This window comes from Citrobacter enshiensis (assembly GCF_029338175.1).
Taxonomy (GTDB): domain Bacteria; phylum Pseudomonadota; class Gammaproteobacteria; order Enterobacterales; family Enterobacteriaceae; genus Citrobacter_D; species Citrobacter_D enshiensis.
In genome coordinates, this window is the sequence record NZ_CP119862.1 from 2,241,666 (window position 1) to 2,266,383 (window position 24,718).

Below are 24,718 nucleotides of genomic sequence, written 5' to 3' on the forward strand. Positions count from 1 at the left end.
CATGCACCGCATAGATACCGCAACCGCGCAGAAGGATAAATTCGGCGCGGGCAAGAACGGCTTTACCCGTGGAAACCCTCAGACTGGCACTCCAGCCACCGATCTGGATGATGATTATTTTGACATGCTGCAGGAAGAGCTGGTGGGGGTAGTTGAGGCATCAGGCATCACTCCTGACAAGGCAAAACACGATCAGTTGCTGACGGCATTAAAGAAACTGCTCCTGAGCCGTTCAAATCCCTTTGGGGATATTAAAGCTGATGGCGCGACTGCCATCGCCACTGCTCTCGCAAACCTTCAATTGAGAGAATCATTCTCTGGTGTGGTTGGAACAACCAGAAATGCGAGAATGAGTGTCGCGACTGCATCAGCCGCCGCGATATTTTCAGCAGATGCGTTGATTGTTGAGGATACCGCTCGTCGGCAATACCGACTGACTACGTTCAACAAATCAGTCAACCTGGCAATAACTGGTGTGGGTGGGATGGATACTGGAGTAGCACCAGTAACCGGGTTTGTAGCTCTGTATGCAATTTACAACCCGACCACAGACACCTCTGCTCTGCTGGCAGTCAATGCAACATCAGTGGTAGCGCCTGAAATTTATGGTGGCGCAAATATGCCAGCAGGCTATACGGCCAGCGCACTGGTTAGCGTGTGGGCCACAGCCAGTGGAAAGTTCATTGTTGGATTTCAGGCAGGAAGAACTGTCAGGTTCGCGGCAAACCTGCTTTTGAATACAACTTCCGCGCCAACGTTGTCACCAACGGCATTTGTTATTTCAGCTGCGGTACCGAAAAATGCCAGGGCGGCCTATATCATAACCCGTGCGCAGGCGACATCGGGAACTGGTGGTTTTGGTTTTGCTCTGTCATCAGATGATTCAGGGGTGGGCAGAACGTCAGGGGGATGGTTTTTGGGTAGTAACTTCGCTATCGATTCCCCAGCGAACCCTGTGGAACTAATCACCCTGCAGACAATATTTTATTATGTGCAATCTGCCGTCGCGGCGTATGTGTTCAGCATCTATTGTTCCGGTTATGATTTCTGAGGTCTTATTATGATTTATGTACAGTTTTCTGATGAAACAGAGGAAGAAATAGTTTCTGTATTTAGTTCAGAGCAGTCAGGTTCAGCATATGTAAACCTTGGCACTGTCGAGCCCACAGATCCCCGGTATACTGCGTTTTACAACAGCATACCGGATGAATCTCGGGACGGACTGATTAGACCTGCGCCGCCGGCGGTGTAGGCCATTCGATACCTTGAGCTTTTGATGTATTCAAGATTACAGCTATAGCGGACATTGAAGAACTTTATTCACTGGTTAACCAGAACTCAGTCTCTTCAAACATTTCCTGAACCGCCCGGCTTATCTGTTCTTTCTCATGCTTGCTGGCGTCAGTGTTGATCGCCGGCAGTGTCATCATCGGTTTAACCCGGACATCAGCGTCCGGGAAGATTCGGTGAATCCTCTTCCTAAGCTCGCCCGATATGATGTCTTTTGCACCAGGCAGACCATCAAAATTTCTTTTGTCATAAACGAGTTCCACGAACATGCTTCAGCTCCTCTTTACTGAATATAATGACAGTATATACTGTATGTATAAACAGTATCAATGTGAGTGAGTTTATTATGAAGTTTTATTCACCAACTGAGCTGCGCCAGACAGTTGCGCTCCCCTTATTTAGCGATCTTGTACCCTGTGGTTTCCCAAGCCCAGCTCAGGACTACGTTGAACAGCGTATCGATCTTAACGAGTTACTGGTACAGCACCCCAGCGCCACCTATTTCGTTAAGGCATCCGGTGACTCGATGATTGATGCCGGGATCAGTGAAGGCGATTTACTGGTAGTGGACAGCTCACGCAAGGCAGAGCACGGCGATATCGTTATTGCTGCGGTGGACGGGGAATTTACAGTCAAGCGTCTGCAGTTACGCCCAACAGTCCAGCTTAACCCTGAAAACCGTGCCTGGTCGCCAATCATCGTCGGGAGCGAAGAAACGCTCGATGTTTTTGGTGTGGTGACGTTCATCGTGAAATCGACGGGCTGATCATGTACGCGTTGTGTGATGTGAACTCGTTCTATGCCTCCTGTGAAACCGTCTTTCGCCCGGATCTCAAAGGTCGGCCGGTTGTGGTGCTTTCCAACAATGACGGTTGTGTTATTGCGCGGAGCGCAGAGGCAAAGAAACTGGGTATCAAAATGGGAGAGCCGTACTTCAGGCAGAAGGAGCTTTTCCTCCGCCACGGGGTACTCTGCTTCAGTAGCAACTATGAGCTGTATGCGGATATGTCTAACCGGGTGATGACCACGCTGGAAGAAATGGCACCGCGTTGTGAAATCTACTCGATAGATGAGGCATTTTGTGACCTCACTGGTGTACGGAACTGTCGGGATCTGACCGATTTTGGTCGTGAAATCCGGGCTACTGTTTTGCAACGCACACACCTGACAGTGGGGGTCGGTATTGCCCAGACCAAGACGCTGGCCAAGCTGGCTAACCACGCGGCCAAACAATGGCAGCGGCAGACGGGCGGGGTGGTGGATCTGTCAAATGTTGATCGCCAGCGCAAACTGATGGCCGCGCTGCCGGTTGATGAAGTCTGGGGTATCGGTCGGCGTATGTCGAAAAAACTGGAGGCGATGGGGATCAAGACCGTGCTGCAACTCGCTGATACCGACATCCGTTTTATCCGTAAACATTTTAACGTCGTGCTTGAGCGCACGGTGCGTGAGTTGCGCGGAGAACCCTGTCTGGCGCTGGAAGAATTCGCGCCAGTGAAACAGGAAATTATCTGTTCCCGCTCTTTTAGCGGTCGTATCACGGAGTATGAAGAAATGCGCCAGGCGATCTGCAGCTATGCCTCACGGGCGGCAGAGAAGCTGCGTGGCGAACACCAGTATTGCCGTTTTATCTCGGCGTTTGTGAAGACCAGCCCGTTCGCACTGAACGAGCCCTATTATGGCAATAATGCCTCCGTGAAACTGTTAACGCCCACGCAGGATAGCCGGGATATCATCGGTGCCGCCATCCGTTGTCTGGACACCATATGGAAGGACAGTTATCGGTATCAGAAAGCGGGGGTGATGCTGGGTGATTTCTTCAGTCAGGGGGTTGCCCAGCTCAACTTGTTCGATGATAACGCGCCGCGCCAAGGCAGTGAGAAGCTGATGGAGGTACTGGATCAGCTCAACGCGCAAGACGGCAGGGGGACGCTGTACTTTGCCGGACAGGGTATCCAGCCACAGTGGCAGATGAAGAGAGAAATGCTGTCCCCACGTTATACCACCCGGTACTCAGATTTGCTGGTGGTGAGGTAACTTGTGATATCAGCGACTTATCCTGACGATACTCTGCGGCAGAGGTCGCTCATAACTGAAATTCGGTTATGAGCGGGGAGTGGACGTTAGCTTTAAAGTAACCTAATTCAATTCGTATGTCGGAAGTCCTCTAAAAGTGTATGGAACGTTCCTGTGGGATACTTGGTACTCATCGTGAGCTTCGCTTGTGCAACGTTCTTTTCTTCCTGATTAAATCACTTTCCCCATTACGTCCATTCATGAGGTAATGTACTTCACAACTAACTCTGTACTGAGAAAAAAATTCCGCAAAAGTAATATGTAACTCATGTGCCCATGGAAGACATTCTAATTTTTTATCAAAAAAATCACGCACCAATTCAGTATTGTCACGCAGATGGAAAATATCATTTCTAAAATTTCGGAGAGGATCTGAATGTTTATTCATTAACCGTCCTATACCATCAGAAAGAGGTATCAACTTCTTAAAATCATCAGGCCGATTATTCTTTAGTAAAATGTGCATGTTCAACTTTTTAAATCCCTCGCAAACCACCCTCAAGAAACCAAGCCAGGTAGTAAGATAAATTCGCATATCAATTTCTTTGCGTCGACTTAGACGTCCAGTTTTATGAAATTTCCGACTTAGTTTTTCGTAATTCTCAAGCATCAATTCAGCAGTTTGAAAGTAATGTGAATAGAGAACAAGAACTTGATCTAGATTGTGGCCTGGAAGCATATCGTCAGAGTGTCTACTATCTAACTCTGCGGCGTAGGTATATGGAATATTAGCTATATAGTAAAGGTCATGATCTGGACAAATCAGTTCCCCCACATCTATTGCTTTATTCAAACATTCAGCAACCTCATCCTTATTTTTAAATCCATAGTCTTTTAGATTTTTACCAGCAAATTGAATAAGCCACCATAAATTAAATCCCCCGATTTGCCCCTCCTCACCAAAATCGAAATCAACTTTCCCTGTACTAAGGCTTACTAGACATCCTGCGCCATGCTTAAAATATTTCACACCACCATCTAGTTCTCCAGTCTTTGGGATATCCGATTCAATCCAATCATTACGACTGGATGGCATTCGGATACCAGACCGCTGCATGAGTTTTAGCGCATCTTGTACTCTTTCTTGAAAATCAACTATCAAACGATCAAGTTTTTCATTCATATCATTAACCTACACTAATATTATTGAAATAGATGATACTGTAAGTACCCCACTAAATAGAAATACTCATTTTTAGTTTTCTTCTGGGATACTAGCTATACGCTAACCAAGTCACGCTGCGTAGGCTTGTTTCAACGAGTAACAAATTATCGCCGCTGACACTATGTAGTGTTTTACTGAATTCAGTCACATGAACAGAGGTGATATGCTCACTTCAGATCAGCCGCAGTTTCAGCACTAATGAACCTACTCAATTATTAACAGGCTCAATCAATTCAGAACCTTGGTTTTTTACATTCCCCACGGCGCGGGATACTGCATGCCAGGTAAAGTGTTCGCCAGATACAGCTCCATCTCCTACAATACGCTCCGCTTCTTTTCCTCCAACATCCTGCCGCATCCACTCACGAGCTGCTTCCGGTGACAGCACCAGCGGCCGGCGTTCATGAATATCTACCAGCCCTTTATCCGCTGCAGTAGTGACAATCAGGAACCCCTCAGCCTCATCACCACGTTCAAATGGTGTACTGCCAATGGCGGCCATAAATAATGGCTGACCGTCGATACGATGAATGAAGTAGGGTTGTTTTTTGCCGCCTTCGGTTTTCCATTCAAACCAGCCATCAGCAAATACAATTGCCCGGCCATGCAGCCACAGTGTCTTGAACATCCGGCTGGTGGCCGCAGTTTCAACACGGGCATTAATCAGCGGTGATTTATTCCACCATCCTGGCGCATACCCCCAGAACACGGGATCAAGATGCAGCTGTTCGTCGCGTTCGCTCAGCAGCAAAACTTTGGTGCCTGGCGCCACGTTGAATCTTCCAATCGGCTCGGGATCGTATGGGATGTCGCGTTCGGCTTCTTCTGAGAGTAAGGCGAGATAGTCCTCGCGCGTCATTGATTGGGCGAAACGTCCACACATAGATACCTCCAGTCTCGAGACTGAAAGTATAGGTATTCAAGGAATATCTAAGAAAATACGTTCTGCAAAACAATTTAAATCTATTGGCGAATCATAAGCTTACAACACGTTCATAATGGTCATTTAAATCTGATGAAACATCCATAAAATTCTTTTAATTCATGCTGATAGCGTGAAATCAGATGTATGCCGGTTTGGTACATGGATATCGACACGACCGCGAACTATAAACTTGGCGGCGCTCAGCAGCATGACAGCGTTCGCCTCGATCCGTGGGTGTTTATGTTCTCAGCGGGCTATCGCTTCTAAAATCCTCATCGCTATCGAAAAAGGCTGGTTGCATTGCTACCGGCTTTTTTTTCGTCACTTGCAGCGTGTTTTTTTATTTTTCCCCTCGCTTAACTCTCTGAAATGCTAACATTAGTAAAATTATCGCCGTCTCTGGCAAGCAGATTTCAGGGATGTTATGCAACAACATAAACGGGCGACCGGTTTTGCAGTACTGTTAATGATCTGGGTGGACGCGTGAAGATTGTGCAGGACGGGCTGAGAAACCGACAGGCATTGCTCATTTCAGGGCTTATCACGTTACTTTTTACCTCGCTGTTCATTTTTGTGATTTATGAACAGCGACTTGCGGCGGCCAGTGATGGCATGAATCGTCTGCAGACGCGGATGGTAGACATTTTTAATGATAACGAACTGATCGCAGATGCGACGGGTGAACGTTACCATCAGATTAAAAATGCTGGTATGTGTGGCGATACGTCACTGTTTGTCCCCAGAGATAACGACGGTTGGGGCATCAATGCCGACAGAAACCGGACCCATTCGGCGACAGGCGCGATGGTGGCAAAACATACCGGCATTGAAGCGCTATGTATGTTTACCGCGGCCGAGTTCATCCGTGACAGGGTCAATACCCTCAATCCCGGAAATTATGACGCGCACCGTTATATCATCGCCAAAGATGCCGATTACTTTTACTGGTTTACGCCTGCAGACTCCCGGATGTTTCATTTCTCTGACTCGGAGATGGCGAGAGATATTCGCAGCTTTTTTTACCCCCCCGTTGATTTTTATACCCGCCTGTTGGAAAAAAACGTCAAAACCAAGGCGCTGAGCTCCACCAATTTCTACACCGATAAAATCACCGGCGACAAAGCATTCAGCGTGGTGAGTTATATTTACGATCTTTCCGGAAAAGAGATCTCCGATCATATTGTGGCGTATCTCGTTTACGACCACGCCAGGCCTGAGTTACAGGAAGCATTGGCTAAAGCCTTTGATAACCAGATACCGCAGGGGCTTAACGTGGCGCTGGTGAATGTAACAAACAACGAATCGCTGTGCCTTACCGGAGATTGCCAGTCGATGGGGGGAAGCATTGTCAAAATAGTGTCTGAAAAGTATGAGTTTAAATACACCATCTCACTCGGGCGTTTTGTCACGCATGACGTACAGGCGGGTATTGCGATTCTGTTGGCACCTTTCTTTTTTATTATGATCAGTCTGGGGCTGAAGGCATGGCTCAACGAAAGTGACCTCAAGATTTATATCGACTCTTTGACGGGGTGCTTTAACCGCAAGATCCTCGATATTATTAAACGCCGTATGCTATCGCATTGCGCGGTGATTCTGCTGGATTGCAATAAATTCAAAGCGATCAATGATACCTGGGGACATGTGGCTGGCGACAGGGCGCTACAGGTTATCGCGAACCGTATGCTTTCCAATACCCGAACCAGCAATGACATGGTGATACGCACGGGCGGCGATGAGTTTGTGATTCTGCTTTACCGGGCAAAAGCCAGCGATGCCATCGCAGTTGCAGAACGCATTGCCAGCCAGGTGCAGGGATATGCGTTTTGGGTTGACGGCAATCAGGTGCCGTTGTCGGTGTCATGGGGAATTGCAGAAGTGAACGGCGCGTTGGATGCGGCGATCCAGCTTGCGGATAATGAGATGTACAAAATGAAACAGGTAAAAGGGTAAACCGCCAGACGTGTTCTGGCGGTTGTTGGGCATTATGCGCGCGTTGCCGCTTTCATCGCCGTGACGAACGTTTTTAGCTCGGCCAGCATTTGTTCGGGCTTATCGACGTTTTTCTCGATGATTTTAACAATCGCTGAACCGGAAATGGCTCCTGTCGCACCGGCTTCAACCGCCCCGGTGACCTGTTCCGGTGAAGAGATCCCGAACCCCTGCAACGGCGGGGCCGCGTTGTACTCTTTCAGTTTTTCGACCAGATGGTGCAACGGTAACGCGGCACGATTTTCGGCACCAGTGACCCCCGCTCGGGAAAGCAAATAGGTGTAGCCGCGGCCCCGGGAGGCAATCTGGCGCAGAAGATCATCATCGGCATTCGGCGGGCAGATGAAAATCGGCGCGACGTTGTGGCGCAATGCCGCCTGATGGAAAGGCGCAGACTCTTCCACCGGTACGTCGGCAATCAGTACAGAGTCGACGCCGACTTTTTCGCACTGGGCGTAAAATGCGTCGATCCCTTTACTGAAGACCAGGTTGGCGTACATCAACAGGCCAACAGGAATGTCAGGGTGCTTCTGGCGGATTAACGCCAGCATCTCAAAACATTGCGTTGGAGTAACGCCCGCGGCAAACGCGCGCAGCGTGGCTTCCTGAATCGTCGGGCCGTCAGCCAGCGGATCGGAGAACGGTATCCCGAGTTCAAGGGCATCGGCACCAGCCTCGATCAGCGTATCAATAATTTTCAGCGATTGCTCAACCGAAGGGTCGCCCAGCGTGACGAAGGGAACAAATGCGCCTTCCTTACGATCCTTCAACTGTGCAAATAGATTGTCGTAGCGTTCCATCAGATTTCCCCTCGCGCTTTCAGAATGTCGTGTACGGTGAAAATGTCTTTGTCGCCGCGACCGGAAAGGTTAACCACCAGCAGCTGCTCTTTTTCCGGGTTGTCGCGCATCATTTTTAACGCATGCGCCAGGGCGTGAGACGACTCCAGCGCCGGGATAATACCTTCATGAAGGCACAGGGTTTTGAACGCCTCAAGCGCTTCGTCATCGGTGATCGACACGTAATCGGCACGACCGATACTGTTCAGGTACGCGTGCTGCGGCCCGACAGACGGGAAATCCAGCCCGGCGGAAATCGAGTAAGACTCTTCAATCTGGCCTTCTTCCGTCTGCATCATCGGTGCTTTCATACCGAAGTAGATGCCGACGCGACCGTGTTTGAGCGGCGCGCCATGCTCACCGGTTTCGATCCCATGACCGCCGGGCTCTACGCCAATCAGCCCCACGCTGGTTTCGTCAATAAAATCAGCAAACATACCGATCGCATTTGAACCGCCGCCCACACAGGCGATAACCGCGTCTGGCAAACGACCTTCTTTTTCCAGGATCTGGGCTTTGGTTTCTTCGCCAATCATGCGCTGGAACTCACGCACAATGGTCGGGAACGGATGCGGACCTGCGGCCGTACCGAGCATATAGTGTGCGGTGTCATAGCTGCCAGACCAGTCACGCAGCGCCTCGTTACAGGCATCTTTCAGGGTTGCGGAACCACTGTGAATCGGGATCACTTCAGCACCCATCAAACGCATACGGAACACGTTAGGCGACTGACGTTCAACATCTTTTGCACCCATATAAATGCGGCATTTCAGCCCCAGCAGCGCACTGGCAAGCGCGGCGGCCACGCCGTGTTGACCCGCGCCGGTTTCGGCAATAATTTCGGTTTTGCCCATCCGTTTGGCCAGCAGCGCCTGACCCAGCACCTGGTTGGTTTTGTGCGCGCCGCCGTGCAGCAAATCTTCACGCTTCAGGTAAAGGGTGGTGCGAGTGCCTGCGGTGATGTTCTGGCATTTGGTTAACGCGGTCGGACGTCCGGCATAGTTTTTGAGCAGGTCGGTAAACTGCGCCTGAAATTCTGGATCTTTCTGCGCGCTGACGAACGCTTCTTCCAGTTGACGCAATGCAGGCATCAGAATCTGTGGCACATACATGCCGCCAAATTCACCAAAATACGGATTCAGTAATGTTGTCATGTGTTTCTTCCTTAATAAGCGCGCAGTGTCTGAAAGACCGAGGCCAGAAGACGCGCATCTTTGATGCCCGGCAGCGACTCTACACCAGAATTAAAATCGAGGCCGGCACAGCCGGTTTTAGCCGCGTCTACGCAGTTATCTGCGCTTAATCCGCCAGCCAGAAAAACATTGTCCAGCGTCTGACCCTGCAATAATGACCAGTCAAAACGTTGCCCTGTACCGCCCTGGCCGTTATCCAGAACGTACTTATCAACCTGCTGATAATCGCGGGCAGGGAGCGTGTCGCCGACGCTCAAGGCTTTCCAGATTTGTACCTGGTCAGGCAGCGCAGCGCGCAGCGCATTCACATAGGCCTGATCTTCGTGACCGTGCAGTTGCACCGCCTTTAGCGACAGGGTGGTGGCTTTCTCGCAAACCTCTGCAATGTCCGCATCACGAAAGACGCCAACATACTGGAGCGGTGCCGCCGCCATCACGTCCCGTGCCTGCTCAGCGTTCACGGCGCGAGGGGAGGAGGTCACAAAAATCAAACCGCCATAAATGGCGCCAGCGTCATACGCCGCCCTGGCATCCTGGGGACGCGTCAGGCCGCACACTTTATTCTCACCCAGCAACACCCGACGCACGGCGGCGTGGAGATCGTCCAGGGACATCAGCGCAGAGCCGATAAGAAAGCCGTTGGCAAAGTGGCTCAGTTCGCGCACCTGGCCGTAGGTGTTGATCCCGGATTCGCTGATCACGGTCACGCCATGGCCCAGACGTGGCGCAAGCTGCCGGGTACGATTCAAATCAATCGACAGGTCGCGCAGGTCGCGGTTATTGATACCGACCACTTTTGCGCCCAGCGCAATGGCGCGCTCCAGCTCTTCTTCGTTACTGACCTCGGTCAGCACGCCCATTTTTAAGCTGTGCGCCACGGTGGCAAGCTGGCGGTACTGCTCGTCATCCAGCACCGAGAGCATCAGCAGGCATGCATCCGCCTGATAATGGCGCGCCAGATAGATTTGGTAAGGGTCAATAATGAAATCCTTACACAGAATCGGCTGCGGCGCGATGGCGCTGACCACCGGCAGAAAGTCAAAACTGCCCTGAAAATATTTCTCGTCGGTCAGTACGGAAATCGCCGACGCATAGTGCTTGTAGACGCCCGCAATCTGCGCAGGGTCGAAATTCTCCCGAATTACGCCTTTCGATGGGGAGGCCTTTTTGCACTCCAGGATAAACGCGGTACGCGCGCCCTGCAGGGCATCATAAAAATGTCGTGAACTCGGCTGGATGTCGTTCTGGAAACTGGCCAGCGGTTGCTGCTGCTTACGGGCTTCTACCCAAATCGCCTTATCTGCGACGATTTTCGCTAAAACGGTCTGCATCATTTACCCTCTTGCCGCCAGTGCGGTGACCCGGTCATACGCTGCGCCGCTGCGCAGAACAGTGATGACGGTTTGCGCATTGGCCTTCAAATCTTCCTCGCCATGCAGGCGCATCAGCATGGCGACATTCGCGGCGACAGCAGCCTCGTGGGCGGCTTCACCTTTACCTTGTAGCAAGCGTGTCAGAATGTCACGGTTTTCTTCTGGCGTGCCGCCTGCCAGCTGTTCCTGATGATAAGGGGTGAGGCCAAAGTCATCAGCCGTCAGCGTATAGCTTTTGATTTCACCCTCGTGTAGCTCGGCAACGATAGTCGGCGCATGCAAGGAGACTTCGTCCATTCCACCGCTGTGGACCACCGCGGCGCGTTGATATCCCAGAACGCGCAACGTCTCGGCAATCGGCAGCACCAGTTCAGCGCTGTAGACGCCAATCAGGGCAATCGGGGGGTGCGCCGGGTTAATCAGCGGTCCCAGAACGTTGAACAGCGTGCGCGTTTTTAACTGCTGGCGCACCGGCATCGCATGGCGAAAACCCGTATGGTACTTCGGTGCAAACAGGAAGCAGACGCCGAGGTCGTCCAGCGCCTGGCGTGACTTGTCGGCATTCATCTCCAGATTAATGCCGAAGGCCGCCAACAAATCAGAAGAGCCGGATTTACTGGAAACACTACGGTTGCCGTGTTTCGCGACTTTCATGCCGCACGCCGCCGCCACAAAGGCGCTGGCGGTGGAAATATTGATACTGTTGCTACCATCACCGCCGGTACCGACGATATCGGCGAACAGATAGTCAGGACGCGGAAACGGTGCCGCGTTTTCCAGCAATGCGGTTGCCGCACCGGCAATTTCGTTAGGATGCTCGCCACGAATTTTCATGCTGACCAGCGCCGCCGCCAGCTGTTCCGGCTTCAGTTCTCCGCGTACCACGGCAGAGAACAGCTGATGGCTCTCCTGTTGAGAAAGCGTTTGTGCCTGGTACAGTTTTTCCAGAATAGGCTGCAGCGTGTTGGTATGCTCCAGCTTCTGTTGCGCCCACGCCAGCGTTTGTTCCAGCAAGCGAGCGCCCTGAGTGGTCAGAATGGATTCCGGATGAAACTGGAAGCCGCAGACGCGATCCGTATCGTGACGTACCGCCATCACCATCCCGTTAAAATGGGCGTTGATGGTCAGCCCGGCAGGCACATTGCTGCCAACCAGAGAGTGATAACGCGCGACGGGCAGCGGATTTGCCAGACCGGCAAACATCGCCTGGCCGTCATGCTCAATGCTTGACGCTTTGCCATGCAGAATTTCGCCTGCCTGACCGACATAGCCACCGTAGGCTTCAACAATCGCCTGATGGCCGAGGCAGATACCGATAATCGGCAATTTGCCACGCAGACGGGTCAACAGCTCCGGCATGCAACCGGCTTCACTTGGCGCGCCAGGGCCCGGAGAGAGCATCAGTACCGGATTTTTCATCGTCGCAAGACGGTCAATCAGCGTCTGGGCAGGGATATGGTTGCGGTAAATCACCACATGATGACCGTTGGTCCGTAGCTGATCTGCCAGGTTGTACGTGAAGGAGTCGATGTTATCGAGCAGCAGAATGTCAGCCATTAGAAAATCTCCTGTGCATGGTGCGCGGTGGCGATAGCGCGCAACACCGCGCGCGCTTTGTTACGGGTTTCATCGGCTTCAGACTGCGGAACAGAATCGAGAACAATCCCGGCGCCAGCTTGCACGGTGGCAATGCCATCTTCGACAAGGGCAGAGCGAATCACAATGCAGGTATCCAGATCGCCGTGGGCGGTAAAATAGCCGACGGCGCCGCCATAGCTGCCGCGACGACGCCCTTCGGCATTCGCGATGAGCTGCATGGCGCGGACTTTTGGCGCGCCGCTAAGGGTGCCCATATTCATGCAGGCGCGGTAAGCATGCAGAACATCCAGATCGCTACGCAACTCGCCCACCACGCGGGAGACCAGGTGCATCACGAAGGAGTAGCGGTCAACTTTCGTCAGGTCGGCGACGTAGCGACTACCTGGAGTACAGATCCGCGCCAAATCATTGCGGGCAAGGTCAACCAGCATCAGATGTTCGGACATCTCTTTGTGATCGGTACGCATTTCCAGCTCAATACGGCTGTCCAGATCCCGGTCCAGAGTGCCATCCGCGCGACGGCCGCGTGGCCGCGTTCCGGCAATGGGGTAGATCTCAATTTGACGGCTGGTGGCATCGTATTTCAGCGAGCTTTCTGGCGATGCGCCAAACAGCGTGAATTCGTTGTCCTGCATAAAGAACATATACGGACTGGGGTTACTCTTTTTCAGTACATCATAGGCCGCGAGCGGCGACGGGCAGGGCAGTGAGAACCGGCGTGACGGGACCACCTGAAAAATCTCACCTGCACGAATGGCTTTTTGCATGCTGCGTACAACAACGCCGAACTCTTCATCGTTCTGATTGCATTCGCAACGCATATGCGGAACGGCGGTGACAGGCAACGGCGGCGCGGTCTCGGTCAACTGCTGGGTTAATTGCGCCAGACGCTGCGCCAGACGCTGACGTTCAGCCGCATCAGAGGTAAAAATGCTGGCCTGAATGCGGGTACTTTTCTTTTGATGGTCAATCACCATCAGCGTTTCCGCCAGGTAGAAGCAGTAGTCCGGGCAACGATTACCGGCTTCAAGCTGCGGTAAGTCTTCAAAACCGGCCACCAGGTCATAGGCAAACAGACCACCGAAGAACATCGCTTCCCGCTCTTGCGAGGGCACATTCACCAGGTTCTGCAACAGGCGGAACGCGTCAAACACGGAGAGTGAACACAGGCGGGCATCTTCATCCAGCAGCGGGCTGACCGGCGGAAAATGGAGAACGCGACCTGATGCAAGCTGCTCGTTGTCAATCCCGGCGGGCAGTGCGGCATCCAGCAGTGGCAGCAGGGAAGCGCCGTTATCTGATAATGCCTGAATGGTGACAGTGTCACCTAATGCGGTAATGCGCAACGCGCTGTCAACCAGCAGCAGACTTTTGAGGTCATCTTTACTGTCGATGTCGGCGGATTCCAGTAACAGTGTGGCAGGTCGATCGCCACAGACCTGATGGAACAGTGCCGTCGGGTTTTCGCGGTAAGCGGCATCGCAGGAGAGCAGTTCGAGTGTCGGTTTTTGTGTTTGCATTGTTCTTCTCATTCATTTTGTTCAAAAAAAAGCCCGCTCATATTGGCGGGCCGGGTATCTGGTTGCATATAGCTGCTAAGACACTGCCCGAAATCAGGAAGTGCGCCACCAACCTTGCAGTACGAATTGAGCTTTCATTTCAGATACCTTCTTCATGTGAACTTGTGTACTAGTTAACTAGTTCGATAGATTTTTGTCAACACCTGATTTCAGTAAATTTGCCGGAAACGTTATGATGTGTGTGAAAGAACCTTTATTAAGACGGGAGCTCGCCTTGAGCGACACGAATTACGCAGTGATTTATGACCTGCACAGTCATACAACGGCGTCCGATGGACGGTTGACGCCAGAAGCGTTGGTACACCGTGCAGTAGAGATGCGAGTCGGCACGCTGGCGATCACCGATCATGACACCACAGCCGCTATTCCGGCGGCAAGAGAAGAAATTTCACGTTCCGGGTTAGCCCTGAATTTGATTGCCGGCGTCGAAATTTCGACGATCTGGGAAAATCACGAGATCCATATTGTGGGGCTGAATATCGATATCGCCCATCCGCTGATGTGTGAATTTTTGGCCGAACAAACGGAGCGTCGCCAGCAGCGCGCGCGTTTGATTGCTGAGCGCCTGGAAAAGGCCCACATCCCCGGTGCATGGGAAGGGGCGCTACGCCTTGCAGACGGCGGGGCGGTTACACGCGGGCATTTTGCCCGCTTTTTGGTGGAATGCGGTAAAGCGACCACTATGGCGGATGTGTTCAAAAAGTATCTTTCGCGTGGGAAAACCGGATACGTTCCCCCACAGTGGTGTACAATAGAACAAGCTATTGATGTGATTCATCATTCTGGCGGTAAGGCGGTGCTGGCCCATCCTGGGCGATACGACCTTAGCGCTAAGTGGCTGAAAAGATTAGTTGCGCATTTTGCTGAACACCACGGTGACGCGATGGAAGTCGCGCAATGCCAGCAATCTCCCAATGAACGTACTCAACTGGCGACATTGGCGCGCCAGAATCAATTATGGGCATCGCAAGGGTCTGATTTTCATCAACCGTGCCCGTGGATTGAGTTGGGTCGTAAGCTCTGGCTGCCAGCAGGCGTCGAAGGCGTATGGCAGTTATGGGAGCAGCCCGAAGACACCACAGTGAGGGAAGTATGAGCCAGTTTTTTTATATTCATCCGGAAAACCCGCAGCCGCGCCTGATTAACCAGGCCGTCGAGATCGTGCGTAAAGGCGGGGTGATCGTTTATCCAACCGATTCCGGTTATGCGCTTGGCTGCAAAATCGAAGATAAAGGCGCCATGGAGCGCATTTGCCGTATTCGTCATCTGCCAGATGGGCATAATTTTACGCTGATGTGTCGGGATCTGTCGGAACTGTCGACCTATTCCTTTGTTGATAACGTCGCGTTTCGTTTAATTAAAAACAACACGCCGGGCAACTACACCTTCATCCTGAAAGGAACCAAAGAAGTGCCGCGTCGCCTGTTGCAGGAAAAACGTAAAACCATTGGCCTTCGCGTGCCATCAAACCCGATTGCGCTGGCGTTGCTGGCCGCTCTGGGTGAACCGATGCTTTCGACATCGTTGATGTTACCGGGCAGTGATTTTACCGAGTCGGATCCGGAAGAGATCAAAGATCGCCTTGAGAAGCTGGTTGATTTGATTATCCACGGGGGCTATCTCGGCCAACAACCCACGACGGTTATTGATTTAACCGATGATTCTCCGGTGGTCTTGCGCGAAGGCGTCGGCGACGTTAAACCTTTCTTATAAGGGCGCAACTCTGTATACTACGCGGCCTTAAAATGGCGCTGTATAGCGCCGTTGATTCTCCTGTTCGACGCCTGTGAAGGCGACACCTAAAGGAAGCTCTATGAGCGAAAAGTTACAGAAAGTGCTGGCACGCGCTGGCCACGGTTCCCGCCGTGAAATCGAATCCATTATTGAAGCCGGTCGTGTGAGCGTTGACGGCAAAATTGCCACGCTTGGCGATCGCGTTGAAGTGACGCCGGGTCTGAAAATCCGTATCGACGGTCACCTGATCTCGGTGAAAGAGTCTGCAGAACAAATTTGTCGCGTTCTGGCCTATTACAAGCCTGAAGGCGAACTGTGTACCCGCAACGACCCGGAAGGTCGTCCTACTGTTTTTGATCGTTTACCAAAACTGCGTGGCGCGCGCTGGATTGCGGTAGGGCGTCTGGACGTGAATACCTGCGGTTTGCTGTTGTTTACGACGGATGGCGAACTGGCAAACCGTCTGATGCACCCCAGCCGTGAAGTTGAGCGCGAATACGCTGTGCGTGTCTTTGGTCAGGTCGATGAGACAAAACTGCGCGATCTGAGCCGCGGCGTACAACTGGAAGATGGTCCTGCTGCCTTTAAAACCATCAAGTTCAGCGGCGGTGAAGGGATTAACCAGTGGTACAACGTAACGTTGACCGAAGGACGTAACCGTGAAGTACGCCGCCTGTGGGAAGCCGTAGGTGTGCAGGTGAGTCGTTTGATTCGCGTACGTTACGGTGACATTCCGCTGCCAAAAGGTCTTCCGCGTGGCGGCTGGACCGAGCTGGATCTTGCGCAGACTAACTATTTACGCGAACTGGTGGAGTTGCAGCCAGAAACCGCGTCAAAAGTGGTCGTCGAGAAAGACAGACGTCGCATGAAAGCGAATCAGATTCGCCGTGCGGTGAAACGTCACAGCCAGGTTGGCAGCGGTCGTCGTTCCGGCGGTCGTAACAACAACGGTTAACGCTTTTGTAGGCCTGATAAGCGTAAGCGCCATCAGGCAATTGCGCGGTGCCGGATGGCGCCGCAAGCGCCTTATCCGGCCTACAGTCAGTAATCAATACCCATTTGGGCTTTCACGCCCGCTTCAAAGGCGTGCTTGACCGGGCGCAGTTCGCTCACGGTATCCGCCAGCTCCAGAATATCCCGATGGCAACCACGACCCGTGATGATCACCGTTTGATGCGCTGGGCGCGCCTTTAAGGCGTTCAGGACCTCTTCAAGCGGCAGATAGTCGTACGCCACCATATAGGTCAACTCGTCCAGCACTACCATATCCAGTGTCGCGTCGGCCAGCATGCGTTTACCGTGCTCCCAGACGGCCAGACATGCAGCGGTATCGGCTTCGCGATTTTGCGTCTCCCAGGTAAAACCTGTCGCCATCACCTGAAACTCTACGCCATGGGGTTCAAGCAAATTCCGCTCGCCGTTTGGCCAGGTTCCTTTGATGAACTGCACCACGCCGACGTGCTTTCCATGGCCGACTGCACGCGTTGCCGTACCAAACGCGGCGGTTGTCTTGCCTTTGCCGTTGCCGGTAAACACAATCACAATTCCGCGTTCGTCTTGTGCTGCCGCAACGCGGGCGTCAACCTTGTCTTTTACGCGCTGCTGGCGCTGTTGATAGCGTTCTTCACTCATTGGGCGATTCCTGGTTTACGGCCCGGTTGGGCATCAAAAGTCATACCGGTTTTGCGACGGCTGTCATCGCCCATCAGCCACAGATAGAGCGGCATAATATCGGCGGGTGTTTTCAGTTTTAACGGATCTTCTGTTGGAAAGGCACTGGCGCGCATATCGGTGCGTGTCCCACCAGGATTGATGCAATTGACCCGCAATTGACGATTTTGATATTCATCTGCCAGCACCTGCATCATACCTTCCGTTGCAAATTTGGAGGTCGCATAAGCGCCCCAGTTAGCGCGGCCCTGTCGCCCGACGCTTGACGAGGTAAACACCAGTGAACCGGCATCCGATTTGAGTAATAAAGGAAGCAATGCCTGCGTCAGCATAAATGTCGCGTTGACGTTAACCTGCATCACCTCCTGCCAGATCTGCGGATTCTGTTCGCTCATCGGGCAAATATCGCCGAGCAGTCCGGCGTTGTGCAATACACCGTCAAGGCGTGGGTAGTGCGCTTCAATGCGCTGGGCCAACTGATGGCAGTTCTCTGAGGTGCAGGTCAGCAAATCCAGCGTAAACCACTGTGGCATTGAGCCTGTCGTATCGGCGATGGTTTGCGCCACCTGACGCAGTTTTTCCTCATTACGGCCGAGCAAAATGACGCTGGCGCCGTAGCGGGCATAGGTGAGCGCGGCCTCCCGGCCGATACCATCGCTGGCGCCAGTGACCAGAATAATACGGTCCTGCAGTAAATCGTGTTTGGGTTGGTAATGCACGGCTACTCCTCGGTGACGCGTTGGGTCACCCTGCCAGTTGTCTTATCTTTTCATTAACTTTTTGGTTTTATGCCTGAAACCCTACGGTTTTTCAATCAGTCAACGGCGATAACGCCGTAAAATGAACGCTTTGTCATGTTTTTCACTGAGTCACCGCCAGGTGGATGAAGCGAGACGGGTTCACAGGCCTGTTGTACACTGAGGCGAAGTTGGAATGTTTAACCAAGGTGGGACTCGTGGAATTGTTGTCTGAATATGGGTTATTTTTGGCAAAGATCGTCACCGTGGTGGTGGCGATTGGCGTGATTGCCATGATTGTTGTGAATGCTACCCAGCGTAAACGTCAACGCGGTGAGTTACGGGTGACGAATCTCAGTGAGCAGTATAAAGAGATGAAAGAAGAGCTGGCGATGAGCCTGCTTGATGGCGCACAGCAAAAACGTTGGCATAAGGCGCAGAAAAAGAAACACAAGCTGGAGGCGAAGGCCGCGAAAGCCAAAGCGAAATTGGGCGAGAGTGACGACAGCGGGAAACCCCGTGTCTGGGTGCTTGATTTTAAAGGCAGCATGGATGCGCACGAAGTGAGCGCATTACGTGAAGAAGTGACCGCGGTGCTGGCGGTGTTTAAACCTCAGGATCAGGTGGTGGTTCGCCTGGAAAGCCCCGGGGGCGTTGTCCACGGCTATGGTCTGGCGGCGTCACAATTACAGCGCCTGCGCGATAAGCAGGTTCCCTTAACCGTGACGGTCGATAAAGTGGCGGCTAGCGGCGGGTATATGATGGCCTGCGTGGCCGATAAAATTGTCTCGGCGCCGTTCGCCATTGTGGGATCGATTGGGGTCGTTGCACAAATTCCGAACTTTAATCGCTTCCTGAAAGGCAAAGAGATCGATATTGAGTTGCACACTGCCGGACAGTACAAGCGCACGCTGACGCTGTTGGGGGAAAATACAGAAGAAGGGCGCCAGAAATTCCGTGAAGATCTGAATGAAACCCATCATCTGTTTAAAGCGTTTGTACAGCGGATGCGTCCGAGCCTGGACATCGAAAAGGTGGCGACCGGTGAACACTGGTATGGCCAACAGGCGCTGGAAAAAGGGCTTGTGGATGAGGTCAATACCAGTGATGACGTTATACTTGGTCTGATGGACGGTCGCGAAGTGCTGAGCGTGCGTTTTATGCAACGTAAAAAGCTGATCGATCGTTTTACGGGCAGTGCAGCAGAAAGCGCGGACAAGCTATTGCTTCGCTGGTGGCAGCGCGGGCAAAAGCCGCTGATGTAAACGAAAACGCGAGGCACTGGCCTCGCGTTTTGCTTTCAATCGATCAGGTGATACTTCTCAGAGAGCACATGGGCTAAATGTTTAAACATATTAAACACTGCGGTGCTTTTTGGGGTCGGCAATCCTTGCTCGTCTAAAAAGTAATCACCACTGAAGACCAGCACGCCGTTTCGCTGTGTCACACCGGTGGCTACAATCCCCGCCAGCGTGTCCTCATGCTCACGAATGATTTTGTTGGCTTCTATCAGCAGTGTTTCACGATCGATGGGTTGAGTGTCTTTGTGCATTTTTTACTCCTTAAACAAGGACATTAGTCTACGCCGAGCGCCGCTTATGGGCAAATATTCCATGAGGAAACCGAGGGCTTTATGACATGGGCATCACTGGCGAGATTTGTTTTTGCATGCTAATAAAGTTGCGTAACGGATTTTATCAGGTACAGTGTGACGCTTTCGTCAATCTGGCAACAGATTTGCTTGACATTCGACCACAATTCCGTCGTGCTATAGCGCTTGTGTGCTAAAAAGCCTGTTAACTCAGTCACCTGACTATTTCGTGCACACAGTCAGTTCAAGGGGTTGATATCCGTCGTCGCAGAGACCATATCGGTGTCTCGTCGCCAGCGGAAGGTGAATCAACGTGCGACGCATTCCTGGAAGAATCAATTTAGGTAAAGGTGAATATGGGTAAAGCTCTTGTCATCGTTGAGTCCCCGGCAAAAGCCAAAACGATCAACAAGTATCTGGGTAATGACTACGTGGTGAAATCCAGCGTGGGTCATATCCGTGATTTGCCGACCAGTGGCTCAGCAGCTAAAAAGAGCGCCGACTCTACCTCCACCAAAACGGCCAAAAAGCCCAAAAAGGATGAACGTGGCGCGCTCGTCAATCGTATGGGGGTTGACCCGTGGCATGACTGGGACGCGCACTACGAAGTGCTGCCCGGCAAAGAGAAGGTTGTCTCTGAACTAAAACAGTTGGCTGAAAAAGCTGACCACATCTATCTCGCAACCGACCTTGACCGCGAAGGGGAAGCCATTGCCTGGCACCTGCGGGAAGTGATCGGGGGTGATGACACACGCTACAGTCGTGTGGTGTTTAACGAAATTACCAAAAACGCCATTCGCCAGGCATTTGAAAAGCCCGGTGAACTGAATATTGATCGTGTTAATGCTCAACAGGCGCGTCGCTTTATGGACCGCGTCGTGGGCTATATGGTCTCTCCGCTGTTATGGAAAAAGATTGCGCGTGGCCTGTCAGCCGGTCGTGTCCAGTCTGTCGCCGTGCGCCTGGTCGTTGAGCGCGAGCGCGAGATCAAAGCGTTTGTTCCTGAAGAGTTCTGGGAAATTGATGCCAGCACGACCACGCCGTCTGGCGATGCGTTACCGCTGGAGGTCTCGCACCAGAACGATAAACCGTTCCGTCCGGTTAACCGCGAGCAAACGCTGGCGGCGGTGAGTCTGCTGGAGAACGCGCGCTATAGCGTGCTGGAACGTGAAGATAAACCGACCAGCAGCAAGCCGGGCGCGCCGTTTATCACCTCCACGCTTCAGCAGGCGGCAAGCACGCGTCTGGGCTTTGGCGTTAAAAAAACCATGATGATGGCGCAGCGCTTGTATGAAGCGGGTTACATCACTTACATGCGTACCGACTCAACAAACCTGAGTCAGGATGCGGTATCCATGGTGCGTGATTACATCAACGACAACTTCGGTAAGAAATATCTCCCGGAGAACGCCAATCAGTACGCGAGCAAAGAAAACTCGCAGGAAGCGCACGAAGCGATTCGTCCCTCCGATGTCTCCGTTCAGGCCGAAGCCCTGAAGGATATGGAAGCCGATGCGCAGAAACTGTATCAACTGATCTGGCGTCAGTTTGTCGCCTGTCAGATGACCCCGGCACAGTACGATTCCACCACGCTGACCGTTGGCGCAGGGGATTTCCGTCTGAAAGCGCGTGGTCGTATCCTGCGTTTTGATGGCTGGACAAAAGTGATGCCTGCGCTGCGTAAAGGTGATGAAGACCGCACGTTGCCTGCCGTGAATAAAGGCGATGTGCTGACGTTGGTCGAACTGACCCCGGCGCAGCACTTCACCAAACCGCCGGCACGCTTTAGTGAAGCGTCGCTGGTGAAAGAGCTTGAAAAACGCGGTATCGGTCGTCCTTCGACCTACGCGTCAATCATCTCTACGATTCAGGATCGTGGTTATGTGCGCGTTGAGAACCGTCGTTTTTACGCGGAAAAGATGGGCGAGATCGTCACCGACCGTCTGGAAGAAAACTTCCGCGAGCTGATGAACTACGATTTTACCGCGCAAATGGAAAACAGCCTTGACCAGGTGGCGAATCACGAAGCCGAATGGAAAGGGGTGCTCGACAACTTCTTCAGTGATTTTACTCAGCAGTTGGATAAAGCAGAGAAAGATCCTGAAGAGGGCGGTATGCGTCCGAATCAGATGGTGCTGACCAGTATCGACTGCCCAACCTGTAGTCGTCAGATGGGGATTCGTACCGCCAGCACCGGTGTATTCCTCGGTTGTTCCGGTTATGCCCTGTCGCCGAAAGAGCGCTGCAAAACCACCATTAACCTGGTGCCGGAAAACGAAATACTGAACGTGCTCGAAGGCGATGATGCAGAAACCAACGCCTTGCGTGCTAAACGTCGCTGCCAGAAATGCGGCACGGCGATGGACAGCTATCTGATCGATCCAAAACGTAAGCTTCACGTGTGTGGTAACAACCCAACCTGTGACGGCTACGAAATCGAAGAGGGCGAGTTCCGCATCAAGGGGTATGACGGCCCGATCGTTGAGTGTGAGAAATGTGGCTCTGAAATGCACCTGAAAATGGGGCGTTTTGGTAAATACATGGCCTGCACCAACGACGAGTGCAAAAACACCCGTAAGATTTTGCGTAACGGCGAAGTGGCTCCACCGAAGGAAGATCCGGTGCCGCTGCCTGAACTGCCGTGCGAAAAATCTGATGCTTACTTCGTCCTGCGTGACGGGGCGGCAGGTATCTTCCTGGCGGCGAATACGTTCCCGAAATCACGTGAAACACGTGCGCCGTTAGTGGAAGAGCTGTACCGCTTCCGCGATCGTTTGCCGGAAAAACTGCGTTATCTGGCCGATGCGCCGCAACAGGACGCCGAAGGTAACAAGACTCTGGTTCGCTTCAGTCGTAAAACGAAACAGCAATATGTTGCTGCGGAAAAAGACGGAAAAGCGACCGGCTGGTCAGCCTTCTTCGTTGACGGCAAATGGGTGGAAGGTAAGAAATAACCGTTAACTGACAGTTATTTGGTGTAAAAAGGTCGCGAAAGCGGCCTTTTTTATGGGTGACTTATTATTTTTTCGTCACGTCTATACACTACAGATATAAATGATATAGTGGTTATAGTTATCGACTTTCTTATTATTAAATCGTATTAGCAACTCGGCGGAGTTTGCTCTCAAACGATGATCTGATGGCGCAAATCTGGATGGCTAACATGAAATTACAGCAGCTTCGCTATATTGTTGAGGTGGTTAATCACAACCTTAATGTTTCCTCAACAGCAGAAGGACTTTACACCTCTCAGCCGGGCATCAGTAAACAAGTTCGTATGCTGGAAGATGAGCTTGGTATCCAGATTTTTGCCCGCAGCGGGAAACATCTTACGCAAGTCACCCCGGCGGGGCAGGAAATCATTCGCATCGCGCGTGAAGTGTTGTCAAAGGTTGATGCGATTAAGTCGGTAGCCGGGGAGCATACGTGGCCAGATAAAGGCTCGCTGTATATTGCCACCACGCATACTCAGGCACGCTACGCGCTGCCAAATGTCATCAAAGGATTTATCGAGCGCTATCCACGCGTGTCGTTGCATATGCATCAGGGATCGCCAACCCAAATTGCGGAGGCGGTCTCCAAAGGCAATGCTGATTTTGCCATCGCCACCGAGGCGCTGCATCTGTACGACGATCTGGTCATGCTGCCATGCTATCACTGGAACCGCTCTATTGTCGTGACTCCGGAGCATCCGCTGGCGGCGAAATCATCGGTCTCGATTGAAGAGCTGGCGCAATATCCGCTGGTGACTTATACCTTTGGCTTTACCGGACGTTCTGAACTGGACACCGCGTTTACTCGTGCCGGCTTAACACCGCGTATTGTCTTTACCGCAACGGATGCGGACGTTATCAAAACCTACGTCAGGCTGGGGCTTGGGGTTGGCGTGATCGCCAGTATGGCGGTGGATCCTATTGCCGATCCTGACCTTGTTCGTGTTGATGCGCATGATATTTTCAGCCACAGCACCACCAAGATCGGTTTTCGCCGCAGCACATTCTTACGTAGTTATATGTATGATTTTATTCAGCGTTTCGCGCCGCATTTGACGCGTGATGTGGTAGATACCGCAGTGGCATTACGTTCTAATGAAGAAATCGAAGCCATGTTTAACGATATTAAACTGCCTGAGAAGTAATCGCGAATGCACTCTTTTTGGTATCTCCTGTGAAGGGGAGATACCAAAATAATGTCGGATATATTGACCTGGAAATTGAATCAGCGATCCTGTAAATAGTAACCGCATAATATTCAAGGTAATGAGGTCGCAAAGTAGTTATAAATTCCCCGCCTCGCAAATTTCACCGTCCAAATATTTATTTCGTGTCAAAAGATTGATTTATTCACTGGAAACGATGCGTAAATTCGCTGGATTTTTGACTAAAGTTTCTTTAGGATTTGTCTCATCTAATGATTAGTTGCATCAATCGTTTGGTGCTAAAATAATAAGTGATACCGATTGTATGAGGTTAGCAATGCCGTCTGGAAACCAGGAACCACGCCGAGACCCTGAGCTGAAACGCAAAGCCTGGCTCGTGGTTTTTGTTGGCTCCGCACTGTTCTGGGTTGCGGTTGCGCTGTTGATCTGGAAAGTGTGGGGATAAATGATGGTCACACAAGAGCAGCAGTCCGCCTTGTCAAAACAACTTCCGCATTGTGATGACGAGAAAGAAACGGCAACGGGATGCGTGACGCAAATTCCAGAGTCCTGGACACTGACGCAACAGCAGCAGGCATTTATTGATTTATTTGCGGATGATGAGCAACAGAAAAAATAATCGATAAAATTCTTATTCTCACTTTTTAGTTCAGATTATTAATAGCCTGAGCTGTCATTATTCCTACACCACAGCAATATCGCGCTGAGAAAATCTCAGTTAATTTTCCTGGTTCGGCTTGCCGTATTACGGCAGGTGAGAGGCGCCCTGGGGGCTTATCACAGTCAGTGGCTGA

General features: G+C 51.9%; 24 protein-coding genes, 1 pseudogene and 1 other annotated feature. Of the genes and pseudogenes, 13 read left to right on the plus strand and 12 right to left on the minus strand.

Annotated elements, in window-relative coordinates:
* The first annotated feature begins 1 nt into the window (after position 1).
* Entirely contained in the window at positions 2-1,051 is a 1,050-nt protein-coding gene (locus P2W74_RS23585) for a phage tail protein (RefSeq protein WP_412767227.1), read from the plus strand.
* A gap of 265 nt (positions 1,052-1,316) precedes the next feature.
* Here P2W74_RS23585 and P2W74_RS11010 read toward each other — a convergent pair whose 3' ends face one another.
* Entirely contained in the window at positions 1,317-1,559 is a 243-nt protein-coding gene (locus tag P2W74_RS11010) for a DinI-like family protein (RefSeq protein WP_276294957.1), read from the minus strand.
* Between the two features lie 77 nt (positions 1,560-1,636).
* Between P2W74_RS11010 and P2W74_RS11015 the strand changes: the two genes are divergently transcribed.
* Together P2W74_RS11015 and P2W74_RS11020 are read left to right on the plus strand one after the other, a co-directional pair.
* Positions 1,637-2,056, plus strand: a complete 420-nt coding sequence (locus P2W74_RS11015; protein ID WP_276294958.1) for a translesion error-prone DNA polymerase V autoproteolytic subunit — start codon at positions 1,637-1,639, stop codon at positions 2,054-2,056.
* Between the two features lie 2 nt (positions 2,057-2,058).
* Entirely contained in the window at positions 2,059-3,327 is a 1,269-nt protein-coding gene (locus P2W74_RS11020) for a Y-family DNA polymerase (protein WP_276294959.1), read from the plus strand.
* Between the two features lie 169 nt (positions 3,328-3,496).
* Here P2W74_RS11020 and P2W74_RS11025 read toward each other — a convergent pair whose 3' ends face one another.
* Positions 3,497-4,489, minus strand: coding sequence for a DUF6896 domain-containing protein (locus P2W74_RS11025; RefSeq protein ID WP_276294960.1), 993 nt, complete (start codon positions 4,487-4,489; stop codon positions 3,497-3,499).
* A 250-nt stretch (positions 4,490-4,739) separates the two neighbouring features.
* On the minus strand, positions 4,740-5,414 hold the full coding sequence (locus tag P2W74_RS11030; protein WP_276294961.1) for an SOS response-associated peptidase: 675 nt from the start codon (positions 5,412-5,414) through the stop codon (positions 4,740-4,742).
* 186 nt (positions 5,415-5,600) lie between these two features.
* Here P2W74_RS11030 and P2W74_RS11035 point away from each other — a divergent pair.
* Positions 5,601-5,723: pseudogene (locus tag P2W74_RS11035) on the plus strand (OmpW family outer membrane protein); the annotation flags it as partial.
* A gap of 216 nt (positions 5,724-5,939) precedes the next feature.
* Positions 5,940-7,409 (plus strand): GGDEF domain-containing protein, encoded by a 1,470-nt coding sequence (locus P2W74_RS11040; RefSeq protein WP_276294962.1) that lies wholly within the window; start codon positions 5,940-5,942, stop codon positions 7,407-7,409.
* A 32-nt stretch (positions 7,410-7,441) separates the two neighbouring features.
* On the opposite strand, the gene trpA is transcribed toward P2W74_RS11040, so the two are convergent.
* The 6 genes from trpA to trpL all read right to left on the minus strand — a co-directional run bounded on the left by trpA (position 7,442) and on the right by trpL (position 14,110).
* On the minus strand, positions 7,442-8,248 hold the full coding sequence (gene trpA, locus P2W74_RS11045; RefSeq protein WP_276294963.1) for a tryptophan synthase subunit alpha: 807 nt from the start codon (positions 8,246-8,248) through the stop codon (positions 7,442-7,444).
* A complete protein-coding gene (gene trpB, locus P2W74_RS11050) occupies positions 8,248-9,441 on the minus strand; it encodes a tryptophan synthase subunit beta (RefSeq protein ID WP_276294964.1) in 1,194 nt (397 codons plus the stop codon). Before trpB ends, trpA begins: the two co-directional genes overlap by 1 nt.
* A gap of 11 nt (positions 9,442-9,452) precedes the next feature.
* Positions 9,453-10,811, minus strand: coding sequence for a bifunctional indole-3-glycerol-phosphate synthase TrpC/phosphoribosylanthranilate isomerase TrpF (gene trpCF, locus P2W74_RS11055; protein ID WP_276295174.1), 1,359 nt, complete (start codon positions 10,809-10,811; stop codon positions 9,453-9,455).
* Positions 10,812-10,814: 3 nt separating this feature from the next.
* On the minus strand, positions 10,815-12,410 hold the full coding sequence (gene trpD, locus P2W74_RS11060; RefSeq protein WP_276294965.1) for a bifunctional anthranilate synthase glutamate amidotransferase component TrpG/anthranilate phosphoribosyltransferase TrpD: 1,596 nt from the start codon (positions 12,408-12,410) through the stop codon (positions 10,815-10,817).
* Positions 12,410-13,972: an anthranilate synthase component 1 gene (locus tag P2W74_RS11065; RefSeq protein WP_276294966.1), complete on the minus strand. Its 1,563-nt coding sequence runs from the start codon at positions 13,970-13,972 to the stop codon at positions 12,410-12,412. Before P2W74_RS11065 ends, trpD begins: the two co-directional genes overlap by 1 nt.
* Positions 13,973-13,995: 23 nt before the next feature.
* Positions 13,996-14,089, minus strand: a sequence feature (Trp leader region).
* A complete protein-coding gene (gene trpL / locus P2W74_RS11070) occupies positions 14,066-14,110 on the minus strand; it encodes a trp operon leader peptide (RefSeq protein ID WP_193568659.1) in 45 nt (14 codons plus the stop codon). (Overlaps the previous feature by 24 nt.)
* A 136-nt stretch (positions 14,111-14,246) precedes the next feature.
* Here trpL and rnm point away from each other — a divergent pair, with 136 nt between their 5' ends.
* From rnm to rluB, 3 genes are all read left to right on the plus strand, one after another.
* Positions 14,247-15,128: an RNase RNM gene (gene rnm / locus P2W74_RS11075; protein ID WP_276294967.1), complete on the plus strand. Its 882-nt coding sequence runs from the start codon at positions 14,247-14,249 to the stop codon at positions 15,126-15,128.
* Entirely contained in the window at positions 15,125-15,745 is a 621-nt protein-coding gene (locus P2W74_RS11080) for an L-threonylcarbamoyladenylate synthase (protein WP_203361022.1), read from the plus strand. Before rnm ends, P2W74_RS11080 begins: the two co-directional genes overlap by 4 nt.
* A gap of 100 nt (positions 15,746-15,845) precedes the next feature.
* Positions 15,846-16,721 carry a 23S rRNA pseudouridine(2605) synthase RluB gene (gene rluB / locus P2W74_RS11085; RefSeq protein WP_276294968.1) on the plus strand — a complete coding sequence of 292 codons (876 nt, stop codon included), beginning with the start codon at positions 15,846-15,848 and terminating at the stop codon, positions 16,719-16,721.
* An 86-nt stretch (positions 16,722-16,807) separates the two neighbouring features.
* Here the strand turns inward: rluB and cobO are convergent, their stop codons facing one another.
* On the minus strand, positions 16,808-17,398 hold the full coding sequence (gene cobO / locus P2W74_RS11090) for a cob(I)yrinic acid a,c-diamide adenosyltransferase (RefSeq protein WP_276294969.1): 591 nt from the start codon (positions 17,396-17,398) through the stop codon (positions 16,808-16,810).
* On the minus strand, positions 17,395-18,156 hold the full coding sequence (locus P2W74_RS11095; RefSeq protein WP_276294970.1) for a YciK family oxidoreductase: 762 nt from the start codon (positions 18,154-18,156) through the stop codon (positions 17,395-17,397). The genes cobO and P2W74_RS11095 overlap by 4 nt, the downstream gene beginning before the upstream one ends.
* Positions 18,157-18,392: 236 nt before the next feature.
* On the opposite strand from P2W74_RS11095, the gene sohB reads away from it, so the two are divergent.
* Positions 18,393-19,439 (plus strand): protease SohB, encoded by a 1,047-nt coding sequence (sohB, locus tag P2W74_RS11100; RefSeq protein WP_276294971.1) that lies wholly within the window; start codon positions 18,393-18,395, stop codon positions 19,437-19,439.
* A gap of 35 nt (positions 19,440-19,474) precedes the next feature.
* On the opposite strand, the gene P2W74_RS11105 is transcribed toward sohB, so the two are convergent.
* Positions 19,475-19,726, minus strand: a complete 252-nt coding sequence (locus P2W74_RS11105; protein WP_003020616.1) for a YciN family protein — start codon at positions 19,724-19,726, stop codon at positions 19,475-19,477.
* A gap of 395 nt (positions 19,727-20,121) precedes the next feature.
* Between P2W74_RS11105 and topA the strand changes: the two genes are divergently transcribed.
* The 4 genes from topA (at position 20,122) to P2W74_RS11125 (ending at position 24,543) form a co-directional block, all read left to right on the plus strand.
* On the plus strand, positions 20,122-22,719 hold the full coding sequence (gene topA, locus P2W74_RS11110) for a type I DNA topoisomerase (RefSeq protein ID WP_276294972.1): 2,598 nt from the start codon (positions 20,122-20,124) through the stop codon (positions 22,717-22,719).
* Positions 22,720-22,928: 209 nt separating this feature from the next.
* The gene (cysB, locus tag P2W74_RS11115) at positions 22,929-23,903 is read left to right on the plus strand and encodes an HTH-type transcriptional regulator CysB (RefSeq protein ID WP_192612388.1); all 975 of its coding nucleotides are present in this window, start codon (positions 22,929-22,931) and stop codon (positions 23,901-23,903) included.
* Between the two features lie 325 nt (positions 23,904-24,228).
* A complete protein-coding gene (locus tag P2W74_RS11120) occupies positions 24,229-24,369 on the plus strand; it encodes a YmiA family putative membrane protein (protein WP_276294973.1) in 141 nt (46 codons plus the stop codon).
* A complete protein-coding gene (locus P2W74_RS11125) occupies positions 24,370-24,543 on the plus strand; it encodes a hypothetical protein (protein ID WP_412767228.1) in 174 nt (57 codons plus the stop codon). It abuts the gene before it with no gap.
* Positions 24,544-24,718 lie beyond the last annotated feature (175 nt).